We start from the raw sequence: 17,691 nt of genomic DNA, 5'->3' as shown, positions 1-17,691 counted from the left end.
AAATGTGGTCACGATACGCTGGGATATTAAAACAATTGATCGTCTGTCGATGGTTGAGGATGTCCTGAAGGAATTTTCCTGTTGTGATATCAATATCATCTCCATGAAAGTCACACCTGGACGGATCCTGATTAAATCCTGGTGTCGCCAGTTACAGGATATTTCCTGCGTGCAATCCTGTTTAAGCCGACGCGCCGATATTATTAACGTCGCTTACCTGTGTGAAGAGATAAGCGAGTTGTCGATGTCTGAGCCGGAACGCCCGCGCTATTTCTCTGACATTATTTGCAGCAGCCAGAGCATGCACGCGCTTATCGAAAAGGCGATAAAAATTGCTGACAGCAAATATACCGTTCTGATCCGTGGTGATACGGGCACTGGCAAAGAATTGCTGGCCCGGGCTATCCATAATTCCGGTCAGCGGCGTTTTTATCCGTTTATTCCGGTTAACTGCTCTGCGCTACCTGAGTCGTTGATGGAGAGTGAATTCTTTGGCTATGAGAAAGGGGCTTTTAGCGGCGCAGACTGTAAAGGTAAAAAAGGGTTGTTTGAAATGGCCGAGAAAGGCACCCTTTTTCTCGATGAATTTGGTGAAATGTCGCTGGGCTTACAGGCTAAATTATTGCGCGTCCTGCAGGATGGCGGGGTCCGTCGCGTTGGCGGGGCGCAAATTATTCCGGTTAATGTACGCATTATTGTGGCAACCAACGCCAATCTGGAAGAGATGGTGGAGCAACGCCTGCTGCGCGCCGATCTCTATTACCGCATCAATGTACTTTCCCTGACTATTCCACCCTTGCGGGAACGCCCACAGGATATCAGTCTGTTGATTCGCCACTTTGTGCAGAAATACGCGAAGGAGTTCCAGCGGCGGATCATTCTGGATAAAGCTTGCTTTGATGCCCTGCATCATCACAGTTGGCCGGGAAATGTGCGCGAACTGGAAAATACCATTATTCGCCTGATGCTAATGGCGGAGTCCGATGTCATAACGCGGGAAGAATTAGGAATAGTGAATTTTCCCGCCGTTAAGCAAGGCCCGACAGAACGTCCTTTTAAAGAGCAGGTCCAGTGCGCCGAGCGTCAGTTAATTGAACAGATGGTGGAGGAGAATGTGTCGTCACGGCATATCGCCAAAGCGCTGGGGGTGTCACATACCACGGTACTGAATAAAATTCGCAGCTATCAACTGGAGAGTGTGAGCTAAGCGCCGCCAGGTGTTGACGGCGCAGTTTACGCGGGTTATTCAATCAGCTTCAGTAATGGTGACAGGCACAGCAGGATCCCGTACAGCAGAATTAGCCAGGTTTTCAGCCCGCGCAGTTTTTCCAGCTGTGTGACTTTATAGATCAGGAAAAACGGAATAATACACGACACAATCCCGTACAGCGGGCTGCCTAACTGGAAGAACACCAGTACCGATACGCGAAACGATACCCAAATAACCAGCGTAATAACGATAAATGTGCAAATACCCAGCGTAAGCACCAGAGGATTAATTTTCTCCACATCAATAACGCGGCTCAGAACGTTAAGAATAATTCCTTTAATCGCCTCGTGGAATCCCAAATAAATACCAAAGAATGCGGTTAATACAGCGAAGATATTTAACACCGTTGAGGTGATGTGAATAATCTGACCAGGAATAACCTGCGCCGCCAGAGCCAGTGCAGAAATATTCTGCTCGAAGGCTGAAACGGCCTCTTCGTGGCTAATCGAAAAGGTAAAAGAGAAGGAGAAAAACAGGATGACCGCAATCAGCGTAATGTAACTGATCCGATGCGTGCGTATAGCCATACGTGTGGCCAGTACCCGGTCCGCCACCCGTTTGCGGTAGGCAATGTTCATGGGGTTCAGCACCTGAATAAACACCGCCGAGAAGAAGCAGAATGGGATAGTCAGCAGCACATCGCGAAAGAACACCGATGCTTCAGGAAAGGCGCTGATATTGCTGAAGTTCCAGTGCGGAACCATCGCAAAGCCGAAGATGATGATAATGCCGACTTTTACCACCACCATCGGACCGGAGATTTTGAACAGTAGCTTTTCTCCCCCGGAAGCAATGGCTACCAGTACGGCAAAAATGGCCACTTTGTAGATGATTGACTGCGAAAGGTCGGTATCGGTTAGCCCAAAGGTTTTGATATACGAGGCGCTGTCAAAAACCACCGATAATGAATAGATGAATATTCCATGAATAATCATCAAAAAGTAAATCACACCGAGGAATACACCCCAGTTTTTCCCAAGGTAATGACTTATAATATCGGTGTAGTCATTGCAGGTTTCACTTTCGGATAATGTTTTTAAATAAATGTCCTGCACAATGTACGTTGCCGGGTAAGCGATAATAAAGGCGACAATAAAAACCCAAATGCCGGTTAAGCCAATTTGTACCGGCATCAGAACTGTACCCGCACCAATTGCCATGCCGATGCAGAGTAATACCCAGCCAAAATCGTATTTTGTAAACGGTATTTTCTTTGAGAATGGTACGGCGGTTGCTGTATTGTTGCTTAATTGTATTGTGTTGTCCTGCATAGAACCCCCTGCCCAAAATACCCGTTCTCCCCAAAAAAGGAGCGCGCGTATAGCCAGACTGTTGTGCCTTGATGCTCAACGACCTGAACCGAGCGTCGTCGGTTCAGGCCGTAATGGTCAGAATGTTGCCTTTCTGATGGCGTGTTCAAGGTCGTTAATAATATCTTCTGGATCTTCAAGACCCACAGAAAGACGGATCAGCCCGTCGGTAATACCTGCTTTAAGCCGTTCCTCTGGCGCAACGGGCGAATGTGTCATAGACGCTGGGTGCTGAATGAGGGTTTCGGTATCACCGAGACTGACCGCGAGGAGGCACAATTCTACAGAATTGATCATCCGTCTGCCAGCCTCGAGGCCGCCGGCGATTTCGAAGCTGATAATTCCTCCTGGCAGGCTCATCTGCCGCTGGCCCAGTTCATACTGCGGGTGCGAAGCCAGGCCAGGGTAATAAACGCGGGTAATGGACGGATGCCCTTCGAGGAAGCGGGCGATTTTTAGCGCGTTTTCACAGTGACGTTCCATACGAATGCCCAATGTTTTAACGCCGCGCAGCGTCAGCCAGGCGTTGAAAGGGCTCATACAGCCACCGGTAATATCCTTCAAACCGACAAACCGCGCCTGGTCGATAAATTCCTGTTTCCCGACAATGATGCCGCCAATCACGTCTCCGTGACCGTTGATATATTTAGTGACGCTATGCACCACGATGTCTGCGCCCAATTGCAGAGGCTGCTGACAGTACGGCGACATAAAGGTGTTATCCACGACCAGCAATGCGCCTTGCTGATGGGCGATACCGGCTACCGTTTCAATGTCGACCAGCGACAGCGTCGGGTTAGCGGGCGTTTCGATATACACAACTTTGGTTTCCGGGCGCATGGCGGCGCGGATTTCTTCCGGTTTCGCGGCGTCGACAAAACTGACGTTAATGCCGAACTTCGGCATGCTGTGCGACAGAAATGCGTGAGTACAACCATAAATCGCGCTGGCGGAAACGATATGGTCGCCCTGCTGGCACAGCGTCAGCAGCGTTGTGGTGATCGCAGAAATACCGGACGCGGTAGCCAGCCCGGCTTCACCTCTTTCCAGCACCGCCAGCTTTTTCTCCAGCGCATCGGTGGTAGGGTTGCCCAAACGGGTATAAATGTACCCGGACTCTTCGAGCGCAAAGCGGGCGGCACCTTGTTCGGCGCTGTCAAAAACAAACGTTGAAGTCTGGAAAATAGGCGTACTGAGCGCGCCAGTTGAAGGGTCGGGTTGTTGCCCCGCGTGAACGATCTGGGTGTTGAATCCGTAAGTACGACAGTCAGACATGATATCTCCTTTGATTCGGAACAGAACAGCTCACAGTCATATAGCAATCGCTGTGCCAGAAAATAATCTAATAGATATCAATACGTTAGTGGTTTTATCGTGCGGGTAGCCGTCAGGAAAGTTGCCAGTTGGCAAGAAACTTTCCAGCGCTTGGCGGATTTATTAAGCCGTAATTGCGAGGCTTTACGCAGACTGGATCACTCCGGGGTGATGAGACGGAAGTGTTACCGTAGAATCAGCAGCAAGCCGGGTTTACCCGGTGAGGCGCAATGTTGCGGGGGCTTGATCCCCGGCGGCATAGGTTGCTGGAAAGAGAAAACCCCCGCACGTTGTTCGGTATAAACCTGGCAACAAAACGGGGGCTAACTTGAACCTCAACAACTCAAGAATAGCCGCGAACAGTTGCCATTGCAACACAGGCGGCTATATGACGCTCATGCAACTGGGCACAGCCTTCTGGCACGATCTGGCAGCGCCGATCATCGCTGGCATTATCGCCAGCCTGATTGTGAACTGGCTACATAACCGGAAGTAATGTGCTCTATGGGTGTCTGCCTGCCGTAATGGCAACATGCGCCCGAACCAGGCCGCAGGGGTTAACCTTGCGGCCTTTTTCGGCTTAAATGCAGATAAATCTCGTCGCCAGGTGCCTATCCTGTCGCGATAATGCACGCTGGGAAGTTTTCAGATACCGCCTCTCTTAATACCGCTACGATCGGGTATACTCTGACGGCAGTTTCGTCTATCCGTGGAGAGTCAGTTTGCGTGTCAGTCGCTCGTTAACAATTAAGCAGATGGCGATGGTTGCGGCCGTTGTCATGGTGTTTGTTTTTATTTTTTGCACCGTTTTGTTGTTCCATTTGGTCCAGCAGAACCGCTATAACACGGCTACGCAACTGGAAAGCATCGCTCGCTCCGTCCGTGAACCTCTGTCGGCTGCCATCCTGAAGGGGGATATCCCCGAAGCAGAAATGATTTTAAGCCGTATCCAGCCCGCTGGCGTGGTCAGTCGCGCGGATGTGGTACTGCCCAACCAGTTTCAGGCATTGCGGATGAGCTTTATCCCTGAACGCCCCGTTCCGGTTACGGTGACCCGACTGTTTGAACTGCCGGTGCAGATTTCGCTCCCGGTCTATTCTCTTGAGCGCTCTGCCAACCCACAGCCGCTGGCGTATCTGGTGTTACAGGCGGATTCATACCGCATGTACAAATTCGTGACGAGCACGCTTTCAACGTTAGTGACCATTTACTTACTTTTGTCGTTAATCCTGTCGGTAGCCATCTCCTGGTGTATTAACCGCCTGATTGTGCACCCGTTACGCAAAATTGCTCGCGAACTGAACGATATTCCGCAGCAGGAGCTGATCGGCTATCAACTGGCATTACCGCCTATGCATCAGGATGATGAGATTGGGATGCTGGTGCGTAGCTACAACCTGAATCAGCAACTGGTCCTGCGTCACAGTGAAGAGCAGAACGACAATTCGATGCGCTTTCCGGTCTCTGAACTGCCAAATAAGACGTTCTTAATGGGGCTACTTGAGCAGATTGTTACTGGCCCGCAAACAACTGCGTTGATGATTGTCACCTGCGAAACCCTGCGTGATACCGCCGGTGTATTGACCGAGACCCAGCGGGAAATCCTGCTGTTGACGCTGGTTGAGAAACTGAGATCGGTGCTGGCGCCCAGAATGGTGCTTACTCAGGTGAGCGGCTATGACTTCGCGATTATCGCGCACGGTGTGAAGGAACCCTGGCATGCAATCACATTAGGTCAGCAAGTACTTACTATCATGAATGAACGGTTGCCCATTCAGGGTATTCAGCTTCGCCCGAGCTGCAACATTGGGGTGGCGATGTACTACGGCGATTTGACGGCGGAACAGCTATACAGTCGCGCGCTATCGGCAGTGCTAACCTCGCGTCGCAAGGGTAAAAATCAGATCCAATTCTTTGATCCGCAGCAAATGGAAGAAGCACAGCAGCGTTTGACCGAAGAGAACGACATTTTGACCGCGCTTGATCACCAGCAATTTGCGCTGTGGATGCAGCCGCAGGTAGAGATCGCCAGCGGCAAGATGTTGAGTGCTGAAGCTTTATTGCGGATGCAGCAGGCAGACGGAAGCTGGGAATTACCGGAAGGGTTAATCGACAGGATTGAATCCTGCGGTCTGATGGTGACGGTTGGATATTGGGTGCTGGAGGAGTCTTGTCGCCAGCTTGCGGCCTGGCAGGAACGTGGTCTGATGTTACCGCTGTCGGTGAATCTGTCTGCGCTACAGCTCATGCACCCCAGTATGGTGTCGGATCTGCTGGAGTTGTTAAACCGATATCGCATTAAGCCCGGTACCTTGATTCTGGAAGTTACCGAAAGCCGGCATATAGATGATCCAAACGCCGCTGTCGCTATCCTGCGCCCGCTGCGCAATGCGGGGGTACGCATTGCGTTGGATGACTTTGGTATGGGCTATGCGGGTCTGCGACAGTTGCAGCATATGAAGTCACTGCCAGTTGATGTGCTCAAAATCGATAAGATGTTTGTTGAAGGTCTGCCAGAAGATAGCAGTATGATTTCTGCCATTATTCAGCTGGCTCACAGTCTCAATTTGCAAATGATTGCGGAAGGCGTTGAAACCGAAGCGCAACGCGACTGGTTATCACAGGCAGGGGTGGATGTCGCGCAAGGATTCCTGTTTGCCCGTCCGGTTCCGGCAGATATCTTCGAAGAACGCTATTTAGCGAAGGAATCAGCTGATTACAAAAGTTAAAAAAGGTAGCGCTTGTGCGAGCCAGTTCAAAATTTTTAACAAATTTGTATCAATTATGATCCAGGTGCATTTCTGTCATGTTGTGTGGGTGTTACTTTAAGGCCGCAGGTTAAACAAAACCTTACAAGACCTGTGGTTTTTACTTTAAGGACACCCTATGAAAACCTCTATCTTCAAAAGCCTTTACTTTCAGGTCCTGACAGCAATTGCCATTGGTATCCTCCTTGGCCATTACTACCCTGAATTAGGCGCCCAAATGAAACCGCTTGGCGACGCGTTCGTTAAGCTCATTAAGATGGTCATCGCACCTGTTATCTTCTGTACTGTCGTTACCGGCATTGCAGGTATGGAAAGTATGAAAGCAGTAGGCCGCACCGGTGCGGTTGCACTGCTTTATTTTGAAGTGGTTAGTACGATTGCGCTGATCATTGGTCTTATCATTGTCAACGTGGTGCAACCCGGCGCCGGGATGAACGTCGATCCGGCAACGCTGGATGCCAAAGCGGTAGCGATCTACGCCGAGCAGGCAAAAGACCAGGGGATCGTGGGCTTCCTGATGGATATTATCCCGGGTAGCGTCATTGGCGCGTTCGCCAGCGGCAACATCCTGCAGGTATTGTTGTTCGCGGTGATGTTTGGTTTTGCTCTGCACCGTCTGGGCAGCAAAGGCCAGATGATTTTCAACGTAATTGAAAGTTTCTCGCAGGTTATTTTCGGCATTATCAACATGATCATGCGCCTTGCGCCGATAGGTGCTTTCGGTGCCATGGCCTTTACCATCGGTAAGTATGGCGTCGGAACGCTGGTGCAACTGGGTCAGTTGATTATCTGCTTCTACATTACCTGTATCCTGTTTGTGGTTGTGGTTCTGGGCTCCATTGCTCGCGCAACCGGCTTCAGCATTTTCAAATTCATCCGCTATATCCGTGAAGAACTGCTGATCGTTCTGGGGACCTCTTCTTCCGAGTCAGCGCTGCCGCGTATGCTTGATAAGATGGAAAAACTGGGCTGCCGGAAGTCGGTTGTCGGGTTGGTTATACCCACGGGCTACTCGTTTAACCTTGATGGGACATCGATATATCTGACTATGGCGGCGGTGTTTATCGCGCAGGCCACAAATAGTCATATGGATATCTTCCATCAGATAACCCTGTTGGTGGTGCTGCTGCTCTCCTCGAAAGGCGCAGCGGGCGTGACCGGAAGTGGCTTTATCGTGCTGGCAGCGACAATTTCCGCAGTAGGGCATCTGCCGGTAGCGGGTCTGGCGCTCATCCTGGGTATTGACCGCTTTATGTCTGAAGCGCGTGCGCTGACTAACCTGGTCGGTAACGGGGTGGCAACGGTCGTTGTGGCTAAGTGGGTGAAAGAACTGGACCACAAAAAGCTTGATGATGTGCTGAATAATCGTGCGCCGGATGGCAAAACGCACGATTTATCCTCTTAATCTCTCCACTTATGCCCGTAGTCCCTTCCAGGACTGCGGGCGTTTGCGCATAATTACCCCCTGTGCCTGAAACTGTCTGTTCGACGGTTTCGGGATTTTTTCACTTCTTCCGTGACATTTTTATGTTCTTGCGGTCTAACACGAAGTGTTTTTAACGTCATATTCAGAGGGTCCTTCTCAGGGCTGTCTTTTTATTTCCAGGATAGTTGATCAGGGGTTCACATGCAGGGCACAAAAATTCGACTTTTAGCGGGCGGCTTGCTGATGATGGCCACTGCCGGCTATGTGCAGGCAGATGCGCTCCAGCCTGACCCGGCGTGGCAACAGGGCACGCTGGCAAATGGTCTCCAGTGGCAAGTGTTAGCCACTCCCCAGCGCCCCAGCGACCGTATTGAGGTCCGCCTGCTGGTTAATACCGGTTCACTCACCGAAAGTACGCAACAGAGTGGTTTCAGCCATGCGATCCCACGTATCGCGCTGACGCAAAGCGGTGGCCTTGATGCCACGCAAGCCCGTTCATTGTGGCAGCAGGGGTTCGATCCTAAACGCCCCATGCCGCCCGTTATCGTTTCCTATGATTCCACGTTGTACAACCTCAGTCTGCCAAACAGCCGTAACGATCTACTGAAAGAGTCACTTTCTTACCTGGCGAATATTTCCGGCAAGCTGACCATTACCCCTGAAACGGTTAACCATGCGCTGAGCAGCGAAGATATGGTGGCAACCTGGCCGTCAGATACCAAAGAGGGATGGTGGCGTTATCGTCTGAAAGGCTCCACGCTGTTAGGGCACGATCCTGCCGATCCGCTGAAAAAGCCGATTGATGCAGCAAAAATTCAGTCGTTCTACCAGAAATGGTATACCCCGGATGCGATGACGCTGATTATCGTCGGTAACGTTGATGCGCGCAGCGTGGCTGAGCAAATCAATAAAACCTTCGGTGAGTTAAACGGAAAACGTGAAACGCCGGCTCCGGTGCCTACGCTCTCTCCACTGCGTGCGGAAGCGGTAAGCATTATGACCGATGCGGTACGCCAGGATCGTCTTTCCATCATGTGGGACGCGCCGTGGCAACCTATTCGTGAATCCGCCGCGTTGTTACGCTACTGGCGTGCCGATTTAGCCCGTGAAGCGCTGTTCTGGCATATCCAGCAGACGTTATCCAGGAACAACGCGAAAGACATCGGCCTCGGCTTTGACTGTCGGGTGCTGTTCCTGCGTGCACAGTGCGCTATTAACGTTGAATCGCCGAACGATAAGCTGAATGCGAACCTGGGCACGGTGGCTCGCGAACTGGCGAAAGTGCGGGACAAGGGCCTGCCGGAAGAAGAGTTCAATGCGCTGGTAGCGCAAAAAAATCTGGAATTGCAGAAACTGTTTGCCACCTACGGCCGCACCGATACCGATATTTTGATCAGCCAGCGTTTGCGCTCGTTGCAAAACCAGGTGGTGGATATCGCGCCAGAACAGTATCAGCGTTTACGGCAGAACTTCCTTAATGGCCTGACCGTTGAGATGCTGAATCAGGATTTGCGTCAGCAGCTATCGCAGGATATGGCTCTCATTCTTCTTCAGCCGAAAGGGGAACCTGAGTTCAACATGAAGGATCTGCAGGCGACATGGGATAGCATAATGGCGCCGGTTACCGCAGCGGCAACGTCGGCTGAAACGGATGAATCACATCCTGAAGTGACGGATATCCCGCCAGTACAGTAACCTGTAGGCCGGATAAGGGGGTTACGCCGCTATCCGGCATTGGAGATGCCGGGGGCGCTTTGCTTGTCCGGCCTACGGTATGCAGACCGGATAATCGACGTTACTGCGGCATGGCATCGCGTGGGATAATCGCCCCGCGATGCTGAATAACGGTGCTTGCTGTCAGGTGGCCGCGTTTTGCGGCTTCAGCGGCATCGCCACCGGTTAAACGCACTGCCAGATACCCGGCACTGAAGGAGTCTCCTGCCGCCGTGGTATCGATCACTTTTTCTTTCGGTAATTTTACAGCCGGTACATCGATAAGTTCTTCACCCTCGATGGACACCAGGCAAGAGTCTGCGCCGCGCTTCACAACCACTTCCTGTACGCCAGCTGCGTGAGTCCGGGCAATTACGTCCTCTACGGGTTTTTCACCCCACAGCGCGTCTTCATCGTCCAGCGTCAGGAACGCAATATTGGTGCACTCCAGCATCTGCTGATACACCTGCTGAGTTTCTTCTTTGCTGCTCCACAGACGCGGGCGGTAGTTGTTGTCAAAAATGACCTTGCCGCCGTTGGCGCGACACTCGCGCAGCAGCGACAGCAGTTTGTCACGGCTGGCCGGGCTTAAAATCGCCAGGCTGATTCCGCTCAGGTACAGGTAGTCGAATGTCGCCAGCGTTTTGCAAATGGCGCCGGATTGTTCGCTCTCCAGCCAGAATTTTGCCGCCGCTTCATTACGCCAGTAATAGAAGGTGCGCTCGCCAGTACTGTCAGTCTCAATGTAATAGAGACCCGGCAGACGGTTTTCCATACGCTGGGTTAATGACGTATCGACGTTTTCTCCCTGCCAGGATTCCAGCATTTGCTGGCTGAAACTGTCAGTGCCCAGCGCCGTGACGTAATGTACGGAAAGGGCCGCAGAATCGACCTGACGGGCAATATAAACGGATGTATTCAACGTGTCGCCACCGAATCCGCGCTGAACGTCGGCGCCTTTCTGTGACAGCTCAATCATGCATTCGCCAATCACGGCAATCTTCCTGGACATAGTCGTAACCTGCTCTGAAAAAAATTAGCGTTAGTGTGCGCTGTGGGTGTTAAGTGGTCAACTATATTAAAACAACGTTCCATTATTTTTTTGAGCCAGAACGTGTTCTGTGTCGTTTTTACCGCTGTTTTTATTTTGCGTACTGCTGAACGTAAAGTTCTGCGCCTGAGCGCCGATAACCTTTGACGAGTCCGGTCAGTCACACTCTTATTTACAGGACACCTCAGATGATAAAGCAGGTCACCCAGCAGCTAATTACGCCAGATGCGAGTATCGAATGCTTGCAGGAGCGACGCTATTGGCTGCAGTGCGAGCGTGCTTACACTTATCAGCCCATTTACCAGACCAATGGTCGGCTGATGGCCGTAGAGCTGCTAACCGTCGTGAGCCATCCTGATAACCCTGCTCAACGCATTGCGCCAGACCGTTATTTTGCTGAAGTTGCTGTTCGGCATCGCGTTGAGGTAGTGAAAGAGCAGCTTGAACAACTTGAACTGAAAAGTGATTTTTTCAGAGCCCACGATCTGCTGGCCTCCGTCAATGTCGATGGCCCGACGCTCATTGCGATGCGCCAGGACCCCGAGATCCTGAAAATCATTGAATGCCTGCCCTGGTTACGCTTTGAGTTGGTAGAGCATATCCGCTTACCGAAGGGATCGTCGTTTGCCTCGATGTGCGAGTTCGGCCCGCTCTGGCTGGATGATTTTGGTACCGGGATGGCCAATTTCTCGGCCCTTAGCGAAGTGAGTTACGACTACATCAAAGTGGCGCGGGATCTGTTTGTCATGCTGCGTCAGACGCCGGAAGGCCGTAACCTCTTCACTTTGCTGCTCCAGCTTATGAACCGCTATTGCCGTGGCGTGATTGTCGAAGGTGTTGAAACCCTGGAAGAGTGGCGTGATGTGCAAAACTCACCGGCTTTTGCTGCTCAGGGCTATTTCCTCTCTCGTCCGGTGCCGCTGAGTACCCTGGAAGAGGTGATTCTGTCGCTTTGATGCGGATGTAGCGTGCCTCCTTTTCGCCCTGCTGGACTATCTTTAGGACAGGCAAGGGAGGAAGTCAGGAGGAAAACGTGACGAAAACAGGCAAAATAGCCGCATCCGTAGTAGGGTTTTTCTTGTTGCTGATCGTCGTGCTCATCATTGTGATTGCGACATTTGACTGGAACCGGCTCAAACCGACCATCAACCAGAAAGTCTCTACTGAACTCAACCGTCCATTCGCCATACGCGGTGATCTGGGCGTCGTCTGGGAACGCCAGAAGCAGGAAACCGGCTGGCGCAGTTGGGTTCCGTGGCCGCATGTTCATGCTGAAGATATCATCCTCGGCAACCCGCCAGATATTCCCGACGTTACCATGGTGCATCTCCCGCGTGTTGAAGCTACGCTCGCCCCACTGGCATTGCTGACAAAAACCATCTGGTTACCGTGGGTCAAGATGGTGAAACCCGATGCGCGGCTCATTCGGCTGTCGGAGGAAAACAACAACTGGACCTTTAACTTCGCCGGGGATGAAAAACGCGACCCCAATGCGCCGCCACCCGCGTGGTCTTTCAGGCTGGATAACATTTTGTTCGATCAAGGGCGTATCGCTGTTAATGATAAGGTGACGAAGTCGGAGCTTGAGATCCTGGTCGATCCACTAGGCAAGCCGCTACCGTTTAGCGAAGTGACAGGCACCAACAGCAAAGAAGGGGGCGCCAGTGTTGAGGATTACATTTTTGGTCTGAAAGCCCAGGGCCGCTACAACGGTGAGCCGCTAACCGGAACGGGAAAAATTGGCGGGATGTTGGCGTTACGCGGCGAAGGTACCCCTTTTCCGATACAGGCAGACTTTCGCTCGGGCAACACGCGCGTGGTATTTAGCGGCACGATAAATGACCCGATGAATATGGGCGGTGTCGATCTACGGCTTAAATTCTCTGGGGATTCACTTGGGGATTTATACGATTTGACCGGTGTGCTGTTACCGGATACACCACCGTTTGAAACGGACGGGCGTCTGGTGGCGAAAATCGATCCGGAAAAGTCCTCTCTTTTTGAATACCGCCATTTTAATGGTCGCATTGGCGATAGCGATATTCACGGGACGCTGGCCTACACCACCGGCAAGCCGCGACCCATGCTGAAGGGCGATGTGGAATCACGCCAGCTGAGGCTGGCGGATTTGGGGCAGCTGATCGGTGTGGATTCAGGCAAAGGGGCAGAACGGGCAAAACAATCTGAACAGCGCAAAGGTGAGAAGAGCGTTCAGCCTGCTGACAAGGTGTTGCCGTATGACCGTTTTGAAACCGACAAATGGAACGTAATGGATGCTGATGTGCGTTTCAAAGGACGGCGTATCGAACACGGCAGTAGCCTGCCAATCAGCGATCTCTCCACCCATATCCTCCTGAAAAATGCTGACTTGCGCCTGCAGCCACTGAAATTTGGCCTCGCAGGGGGCAGTATTGTTTCCAGCATTCATCTGGAAGGGGATAAAAAGCCGATGCGGGGGCAGGCGGATATTCAGGCTCGCCGCCTGAAGCTAAAAGCACTGATGCCGGACGTGGAGTTGATGCAGAAAACGCTCGGTGAGATGAACGGTGACGCCAGGTTGAGCGGTAGCGGAAATTCAGTGGCTGCGCTGCTGGGTAACAGCAACGGTAACCTGAAGCTATTGATGAATGATGGATTGGTCAGTCGCAATCTGATGGAGATCGTTGGGCTGAATCTGGGTAACTATATCGTCGGACAAATATTCGGTGATGACGAAGTACGGGTGAACTGCGCAGCGGCAAATCTGGATATCGTCAATGGCATCGCGCGCCCACAAATTTTCGCGTTCGACACAGAAAACGCGGTGATCAACGTGACCGGGACTGCAAGCTTTGCATCTGAGCAACTGGATTTAACCATCGACCCGGAGAGCAAAGGCATTCGTATTATTACCCTGCGTTCGCCGCTGTATGTCCGTGGGACCTTTAAAAATCCACAGGCTGGCGTGAAGGCCGGGCCGCTGATTGCACGCGGTGCGGTGGCTGCCGCGCTGGCAACGCTGGTTACGCCAGCGGCGGCGCTGCTGGCGCTAATTTCTCCGTCTGAAAACGAAACGAATCAGTGCCGGACGATCCTGTCGCAGATGAAGAAGTGATGAGCGCGCCGGATGCGGTGTAAACACCTTATCCGGCTTACGGGGGATTGCAGTCTGTAGGCCTGATAAGCATAGCGCCATCAGGCAATCAAATTACAGCGATTGATGCCGTGTCTCATGGGTTAACAGCAGCGCAATCAGCGTTAAAGCCGCCATCGATGCCAGATACGTACCGACCGCCGCCAGACCGTAGTTCCCCTGCAGCCATGCGGCAATATAAGGGGCAACAGAGGCACCGAGAATTGACGAGACGTTGTATGAGAACGACGCTCCCGTATAGCGCACTTCAGTCGGGAACAACTCCGGCAGCAGTGCCCCCATCGGGCCGAATGTCAGACCCATCAGGCTCAGGCCAAGCAACAGGAAAGCGAACACCAACACCGGATTGCCAGAACCGAGCAGCGGTTTAAAGGCAAACAGCGCAAACAGAATGATAAGCGTGGTGATGATGAGCATGCTCTTGCGACGACCAAACGCATCGGCCAGCAGGCCAGCCACTGGTACCATAACGCCAAAGCCAATAACCGCCATCATCAGCATCCACAACACTTCATTACGCGGCAGGCCAAGCCCTACGGGGGCTGCGGCAGTGCTGAACGTCATCGAATAGACGGTCATGATATAAAACAGTGTATAGGTCGCCAGCATGATGAATGTGCCAAGGATCGTCACACGAACATGTTTTGTCAGCAGAGTACCCAGCGGGATTTTCACCTGTTTTTTCGCTGCGGCGACTTTGGCAAATACCGGCGATTCGTGGAGAGAAACACGGACGTAGAGACCGATAATGACCAGTACGGCAGAGAAGATAAACGGCACGCGCCAGCCCCAGCTCATAAACTGTTCGTCGGTCAACAGCCAGGAGAGCAACAGGAACGTGCCGTTAGCGAAGAAGAAACCGATAGGCGCACCCAACTGCGGGAATGAACCGTACAGCGCGCGTTTACGCGGTGGTGCGTTTTCCGTTGCCAGCAACGCCGCGCCGCCCCATTCACCGCCCAGACCTAAACCCTGACCAAAACGCGCCAGCGCCAGCAGCAAGGGGGCGAAAATGCCGATTGTTTCATAGCCCGGCAGCAGGCCAATCACAACCGTTGAAATCCCCATGGTGAGCAGTGAAGCAACCAGCGTGACTTTACGTCCAACACGATCGCCGAAATGGCCGAATACGGCGGAGCCGATCGGGCGGGCCACGAAGGCGATAGCAAAGGTAGCCAGCGACTGTAGTGTGGCCGCCGTGGGGTCACCCTGCGGGAAGAAGATGTGGGGGAACACGATCACCGCCGCGGTCGCGTAAATATAGAAGTCGAAGAACTCAATGGCAGTGCCGATGAGCGAAGCGACGACGACTTTATTGCGCGAATTGACCGGGGCGTGTTCTTGTTCGTTATCGAGTGTTGTGGCGGTTGCTTGCATAATATTTTCTTATTTTGGGTCGAACGAAAGGCCATATTACGCACAGCAAAAGAGACATTTCAATCTGTAACAAACTTTGAGATCGGTCAAAAATGGAGCAAAAAGGGGATAATTTTTAGGCTTGAGATTTCACTTCCATGAAATGCTTCACACAATTTAAAACTTAGTTGATAAAACTGGTTTTTGGTTAAATAAAAGTTACGTTCTGGATTTATTCACTAAATCGGTGAGAGCAGGCGGCATTATAATTGCCGGATGGCGCTGCGCTTATCCGGCAATTCACAACTAATCCGGCGGTGGCTATTGCGTTTTCCCCGGCATACGCGGGTCGTCTTTGTATTCCGCTGTGGCAATCCAGGCGGCGCAGAACAGGGTCAAACGCGCGAAGAAGTAAAAGAATGCCATCAGCCCAAGCACCGAACCAAACGCCGCGCCGGAGGGGGATTTTACCAACGATGGCAGCGTGTAGGTCATGACGATCTTAATCACCTCAAAGCCAATAGCCGCAATAAATGTTCCGCGAATCAGCGCCTTCTTACGCGGTCGGTGACGCGGTAGCCGCCAGAAAATCCAGAAGAACAGCAAATAGTTGGCGAAAATGGAGATCGCCAGACCAATCAATCGCCACGCGGGTTTCAGCCACTCAATACCGTCGAGATACAGTGCCGAGATGATCATTTGCTGGGCAGAACCGGCAATGGAGGTAATCGACAGCGTAACGATCAGCGCAATCAGCAATCCAATCAATGAGACAAAATCACGCAGGTATTTAACCCATATTTTTTCCTGATCCTGCGGTGTGCGTTCCCAGAGGTCCCGCGACTGTGCACGAATAGCTTCGCGCAGGTTTCCCATCCAGTTAATACCAGAGTAGAGGGCGATTCCAAGCCCCACCAGACCCACGGTGGTACGTTGCTGAACGGCAGTATTGATGGTGTTTTTCAGCGTCGAGGCCAGCGTCGGATCGCTAACGTTGAGCAATATTTTGCTGAAGATATCCTGTAATAACGTGGGGTGTGAGGCGAGAATAAAACCGGCCGCCGCAAACGACACCATCAGGATAGGGATCATCGACAGGAACGAGAAATACGTGATGGCTGCGCCAAACTGATTTCCCATTCGGTCATTAAAACGCTCTGCTGCGCGGATCAGGTGGGCGATAACAGGTTGACGTTGAATTTTATCTGCGAAGGTTATGACTGTTTTCAGCGCCTGGTTCGCTGTGGCGTTTTTCACCGGCGTTGTGGCGGTTTGCTGTTGTTCAGGCGTAGGGTGCTTTGCGTCGTGTTCCTGCGTCATCCGATCGGTAGTCCTTATTTTGTTTACTCATGACATTATAGCCGCTCAGACCCACTTCCCGAAAAATGGGCTAATCCACATAGTCTTTCATCACACCGGTCAACCATTCCATGAACAGATGTACCCGGCGGGAAAGGTTCCGGCGATGTGGATAGAGCAAAGAAACGGGCATGGGTTCGGCCCGATATTGCGGTAACACTTCAACCAGCGTACCGGCGCGAAGGGCTTCACGCACCCCGACGCGTGGTACCTGAATAATGCCCAGCCCGGCAAGACATGCCGCATGATAGGTTTCTGTGCTGTTCACGGTCAGCATGCCGCCCGTTTTTACCCATGCAGTCCCATTGTCTGTAGCCACCTCGAAGCCCTGTGCGCGTGTTCCCAAATTGACCGAATAATGCACCACGGCATGTGAGGCCAAATCCTCCAGGCTTTCCGGATAACCAAAGCGGGCCAGATACTGTGGACTGGCACAGTTAACCTGCGTGAGTTTCCCCAGCGGTCGGGCAATCAGCCCCGAATCTTTCAGTGTGCCAACGCGTACGACGCAGTCGAAACCCTCACGAATTAAGTCTACCAGGCGGTCACTGCTGCTGAGTTCAAGCTCCAGCCCTGGATACTGATGCAAAAAGACGGGCAGGCGGGGCATGACCAGATTTCTCGCCACGCCAACCGGCATATCGACGCGCAGCTTACCGCTAATACTGGCTGGATCGTGATGGAACAACCCATCCAGTTCATCCAGATTGCTCAACAGATCTTTTGCACGTTCGTAATAGATCATGCCGTCTTGTGTGAGCTGAACGCGGCGGGTAGTGCGGTGCAGAAGCTGCGTACCCAGATGATTTTCCAGGGCCTGGATTTGGCGCGATACGCTACCTTTAGGAAGTCCAAGGGTGTCTGCCGCACGCGAAAAACTCTCCAGTTCTGCGACGCGGATGAACAACTGCATTGCGTGAATTTTATCCATTCCCATGCCCTATTGTTGTTCTGAATGAAACAGTAATGCGCAATTAGCGATATTTATTGT

The 17,691-nt window shown here is 52.2% G+C and carries 13 protein-coding genes; 7 read left to right on the top strand and 6 right to left on the bottom strand.

Annotated elements, in window-relative coordinates; all coding sequences use genetic code 11:
* Positions 1-4 precede the first annotated feature (4 nt).
* Entirely contained in the window at positions 5-1,207 is a 1,203-nt protein-coding gene (locus tag JTI85_RS00235) for a sigma-54-dependent Fis family transcriptional regulator (RefSeq protein WP_219351974.1), read from the top strand.
* A 35-nt stretch (positions 1,208-1,242) separates the two neighbouring features.
* Here the strand turns inward: JTI85_RS00235 and JTI85_RS00230 are convergent, their stop codons facing one another.
* Positions 1,243-2,541, bottom strand: a complete 1,299-nt coding sequence (locus tag JTI85_RS00230; protein ID WP_048213647.1) for an aromatic amino acid transport family protein — start codon at positions 2,539-2,541, stop codon at positions 1,243-1,245.
* A gap of 117 nt (positions 2,542-2,658) precedes the next feature.
* Positions 2,659-3,855 carry a methionine gamma-lyase gene (gene megL / locus JTI85_RS00225; protein WP_061066783.1) on the bottom strand — a complete coding sequence of 399 codons (1,197 nt, stop codon included), beginning with the start codon at positions 3,853-3,855 and terminating at the stop codon, positions 2,659-2,661.
* Positions 3,856-4,282: 427 nt separating this feature from the next.
* Between megL and JTI85_RS00220 the strand changes: the two genes are divergently transcribed.
* The 4 genes from JTI85_RS00220 to JTI85_RS00205 all read left to right on the top strand — a co-directional run bounded on the left by JTI85_RS00220 (position 4,283) and on the right by JTI85_RS00205 (position 9,783).
* Positions 4,283-4,390: a type I toxin-antitoxin system toxin Ldr family protein gene (locus tag JTI85_RS00220; RefSeq protein ID WP_040231637.1), complete on the top strand. Its 108-nt coding sequence runs from the start codon at positions 4,283-4,285 to the stop codon at positions 4,388-4,390.
* Positions 4,391-4,616: 226 nt separating this feature from the next.
* Positions 4,617-6,623, top strand: coding sequence for a biofilm formation regulator HmsP (gene hmsP / locus JTI85_RS00215; RefSeq protein ID WP_061066782.1), 2,007 nt, complete (start codon positions 4,617-4,619; stop codon positions 6,621-6,623).
* A 157-nt stretch (positions 6,624-6,780) separates the two neighbouring features.
* Positions 6,781-8,067: a C4-dicarboxylate transporter DctC gene (dctA, locus tag JTI85_RS00210; protein WP_048213643.1), complete on the top strand. Its 1,287-nt coding sequence runs from the start codon at positions 6,781-6,783 to the stop codon at positions 8,065-8,067.
* A 222-nt stretch (positions 8,068-8,289) separates the two neighbouring features.
* Entirely contained in the window at positions 8,290-9,783 is a 1,494-nt protein-coding gene (locus tag JTI85_RS00205; protein ID WP_048213642.1) for a pitrilysin family protein, read from the top strand.
* Positions 9,784-9,883: 100 nt separating this feature from the next.
* Here the strand turns inward: JTI85_RS00205 and JTI85_RS00200 are convergent, their stop codons facing one another.
* Positions 9,884-10,813, bottom strand: coding sequence for a sugar kinase (locus JTI85_RS00200; protein WP_219351973.1), 930 nt, complete (start codon positions 10,811-10,813; stop codon positions 9,884-9,886).
* 227 nt (positions 10,814-11,040) lie between these two features.
* On the opposite strand from JTI85_RS00200, the gene pdeH reads away from it, so the two are divergent.
* Together pdeH and JTI85_RS00190 are read left to right on the top strand one after the other, a co-directional pair.
* Positions 11,041-11,808, top strand: a complete 768-nt coding sequence (pdeH, locus tag JTI85_RS00195) for a cyclic-guanylate-specific phosphodiesterase (RefSeq protein ID WP_005133851.1) — start codon at positions 11,041-11,043, stop codon at positions 11,806-11,808.
* A 77-nt stretch (positions 11,809-11,885) separates the two neighbouring features.
* Entirely contained in the window at positions 11,886-13,946 is a 2,061-nt protein-coding gene (locus JTI85_RS00190) for an AsmA family protein (RefSeq protein ID WP_219351972.1), read from the top strand.
* A gap of 93 nt (positions 13,947-14,039) precedes the next feature.
* Here JTI85_RS00190 and JTI85_RS00185 read toward each other — a convergent pair whose 3' ends face one another.
* From JTI85_RS00185 to JTI85_RS00175, 3 genes are all read right to left on the bottom strand, one after another.
* Positions 14,040-15,362 (bottom strand): MFS transporter, encoded by a 1,323-nt coding sequence (locus JTI85_RS00185; protein WP_048213639.1) that lies wholly within the window; start codon positions 15,360-15,362, stop codon positions 14,040-14,042.
* A 300-nt stretch (positions 15,363-15,662) separates the two neighbouring features.
* A complete protein-coding gene (gene yhjD / locus JTI85_RS00180) occupies positions 15,663-16,661 on the bottom strand; it encodes an inner membrane protein YhjD (RefSeq protein WP_048213638.1) in 999 nt (332 codons plus the stop codon).
* Between the two features lie 70 nt (positions 16,662-16,731).
* Positions 16,732-17,631: a LysR family transcriptional regulator gene (locus tag JTI85_RS00175; RefSeq protein ID WP_219351971.1), complete on the bottom strand. Its 900-nt coding sequence runs from the start codon at positions 17,629-17,631 to the stop codon at positions 16,732-16,734.
* Positions 17,632-17,691: the final 60 nt, after the last annotated feature.

The organism is Citrobacter sp. Colony219 (genome assembly GCF_019382635.1).
Lineage (GTDB): Bacteria > Pseudomonadota > Gammaproteobacteria > Enterobacterales > Enterobacteriaceae > Citrobacter > Citrobacter youngae.
This window is presented reverse-complemented; position numbering and strand designations above follow the sequence as displayed.

What these genes read in the sequence shown, in the direction of transcription:
- JTI85_RS00200 (WP_219351973.1), bottom strand. Translation starts at nt 10,813, where the DNA reads ATGTCCAGGAAGATTGCCGTGATTGGCGAATGCATGATTGAGCTGTCA.
- JTI85_RS00185 (WP_048213639.1), bottom strand. Translation starts at nt 15,362, where the DNA reads ATGCAAGCAACCGCCACAACACTCGATAACGAACAAGAACACGCCCCG.
- megL (WP_061066783.1), bottom strand. Translation starts at nt 3,855, where the DNA reads ATGTCTGACTGTCGTACTTACGGATTCAACACCCAGATCGTTCACGCG.
- JTI85_RS00175 (WP_219351971.1), bottom strand. Translation starts at nt 17,631, where the DNA reads ATGGATAAAATTCACGCAATGCAGTTGTTCATCCGCGTCGCAGAACTG.
- JTI85_RS00230 (WP_048213647.1), bottom strand. Translation starts at nt 2,541, where the DNA reads ATGCAGGACAACACAATACAATTAAGCAACAATACAGCAACCGCCGTA.
- dctA (WP_048213643.1), top strand. Translation starts at nt 6,781, where the DNA reads ATGAAAACCTCTATCTTCAAAAGCCTTTACTTTCAGGTCCTGACAGCA.
- pdeH (WP_005133851.1), top strand. Translation starts at nt 11,041, where the DNA reads ATGATAAAGCAGGTCACCCAGCAGCTAATTACGCCAGATGCGAGTATC.
- JTI85_RS00220 (WP_040231637.1), top strand. Translation starts at nt 4,283, where the DNA reads ATGACGCTCATGCAACTGGGCACAGCCTTCTGGCACGATCTGGCAGCG.
- yhjD (WP_048213638.1), bottom strand. Translation starts at nt 16,661, where the DNA reads ATGACGCAGGAACACGACGCAAAGCACCCTACGCCTGAACAACAGCAA.
- JTI85_RS00205 (WP_048213642.1), top strand. Translation starts at nt 8,290, where the DNA reads ATGCAGGGCACAAAAATTCGACTTTTAGCGGGCGGCTTGCTGATGATG.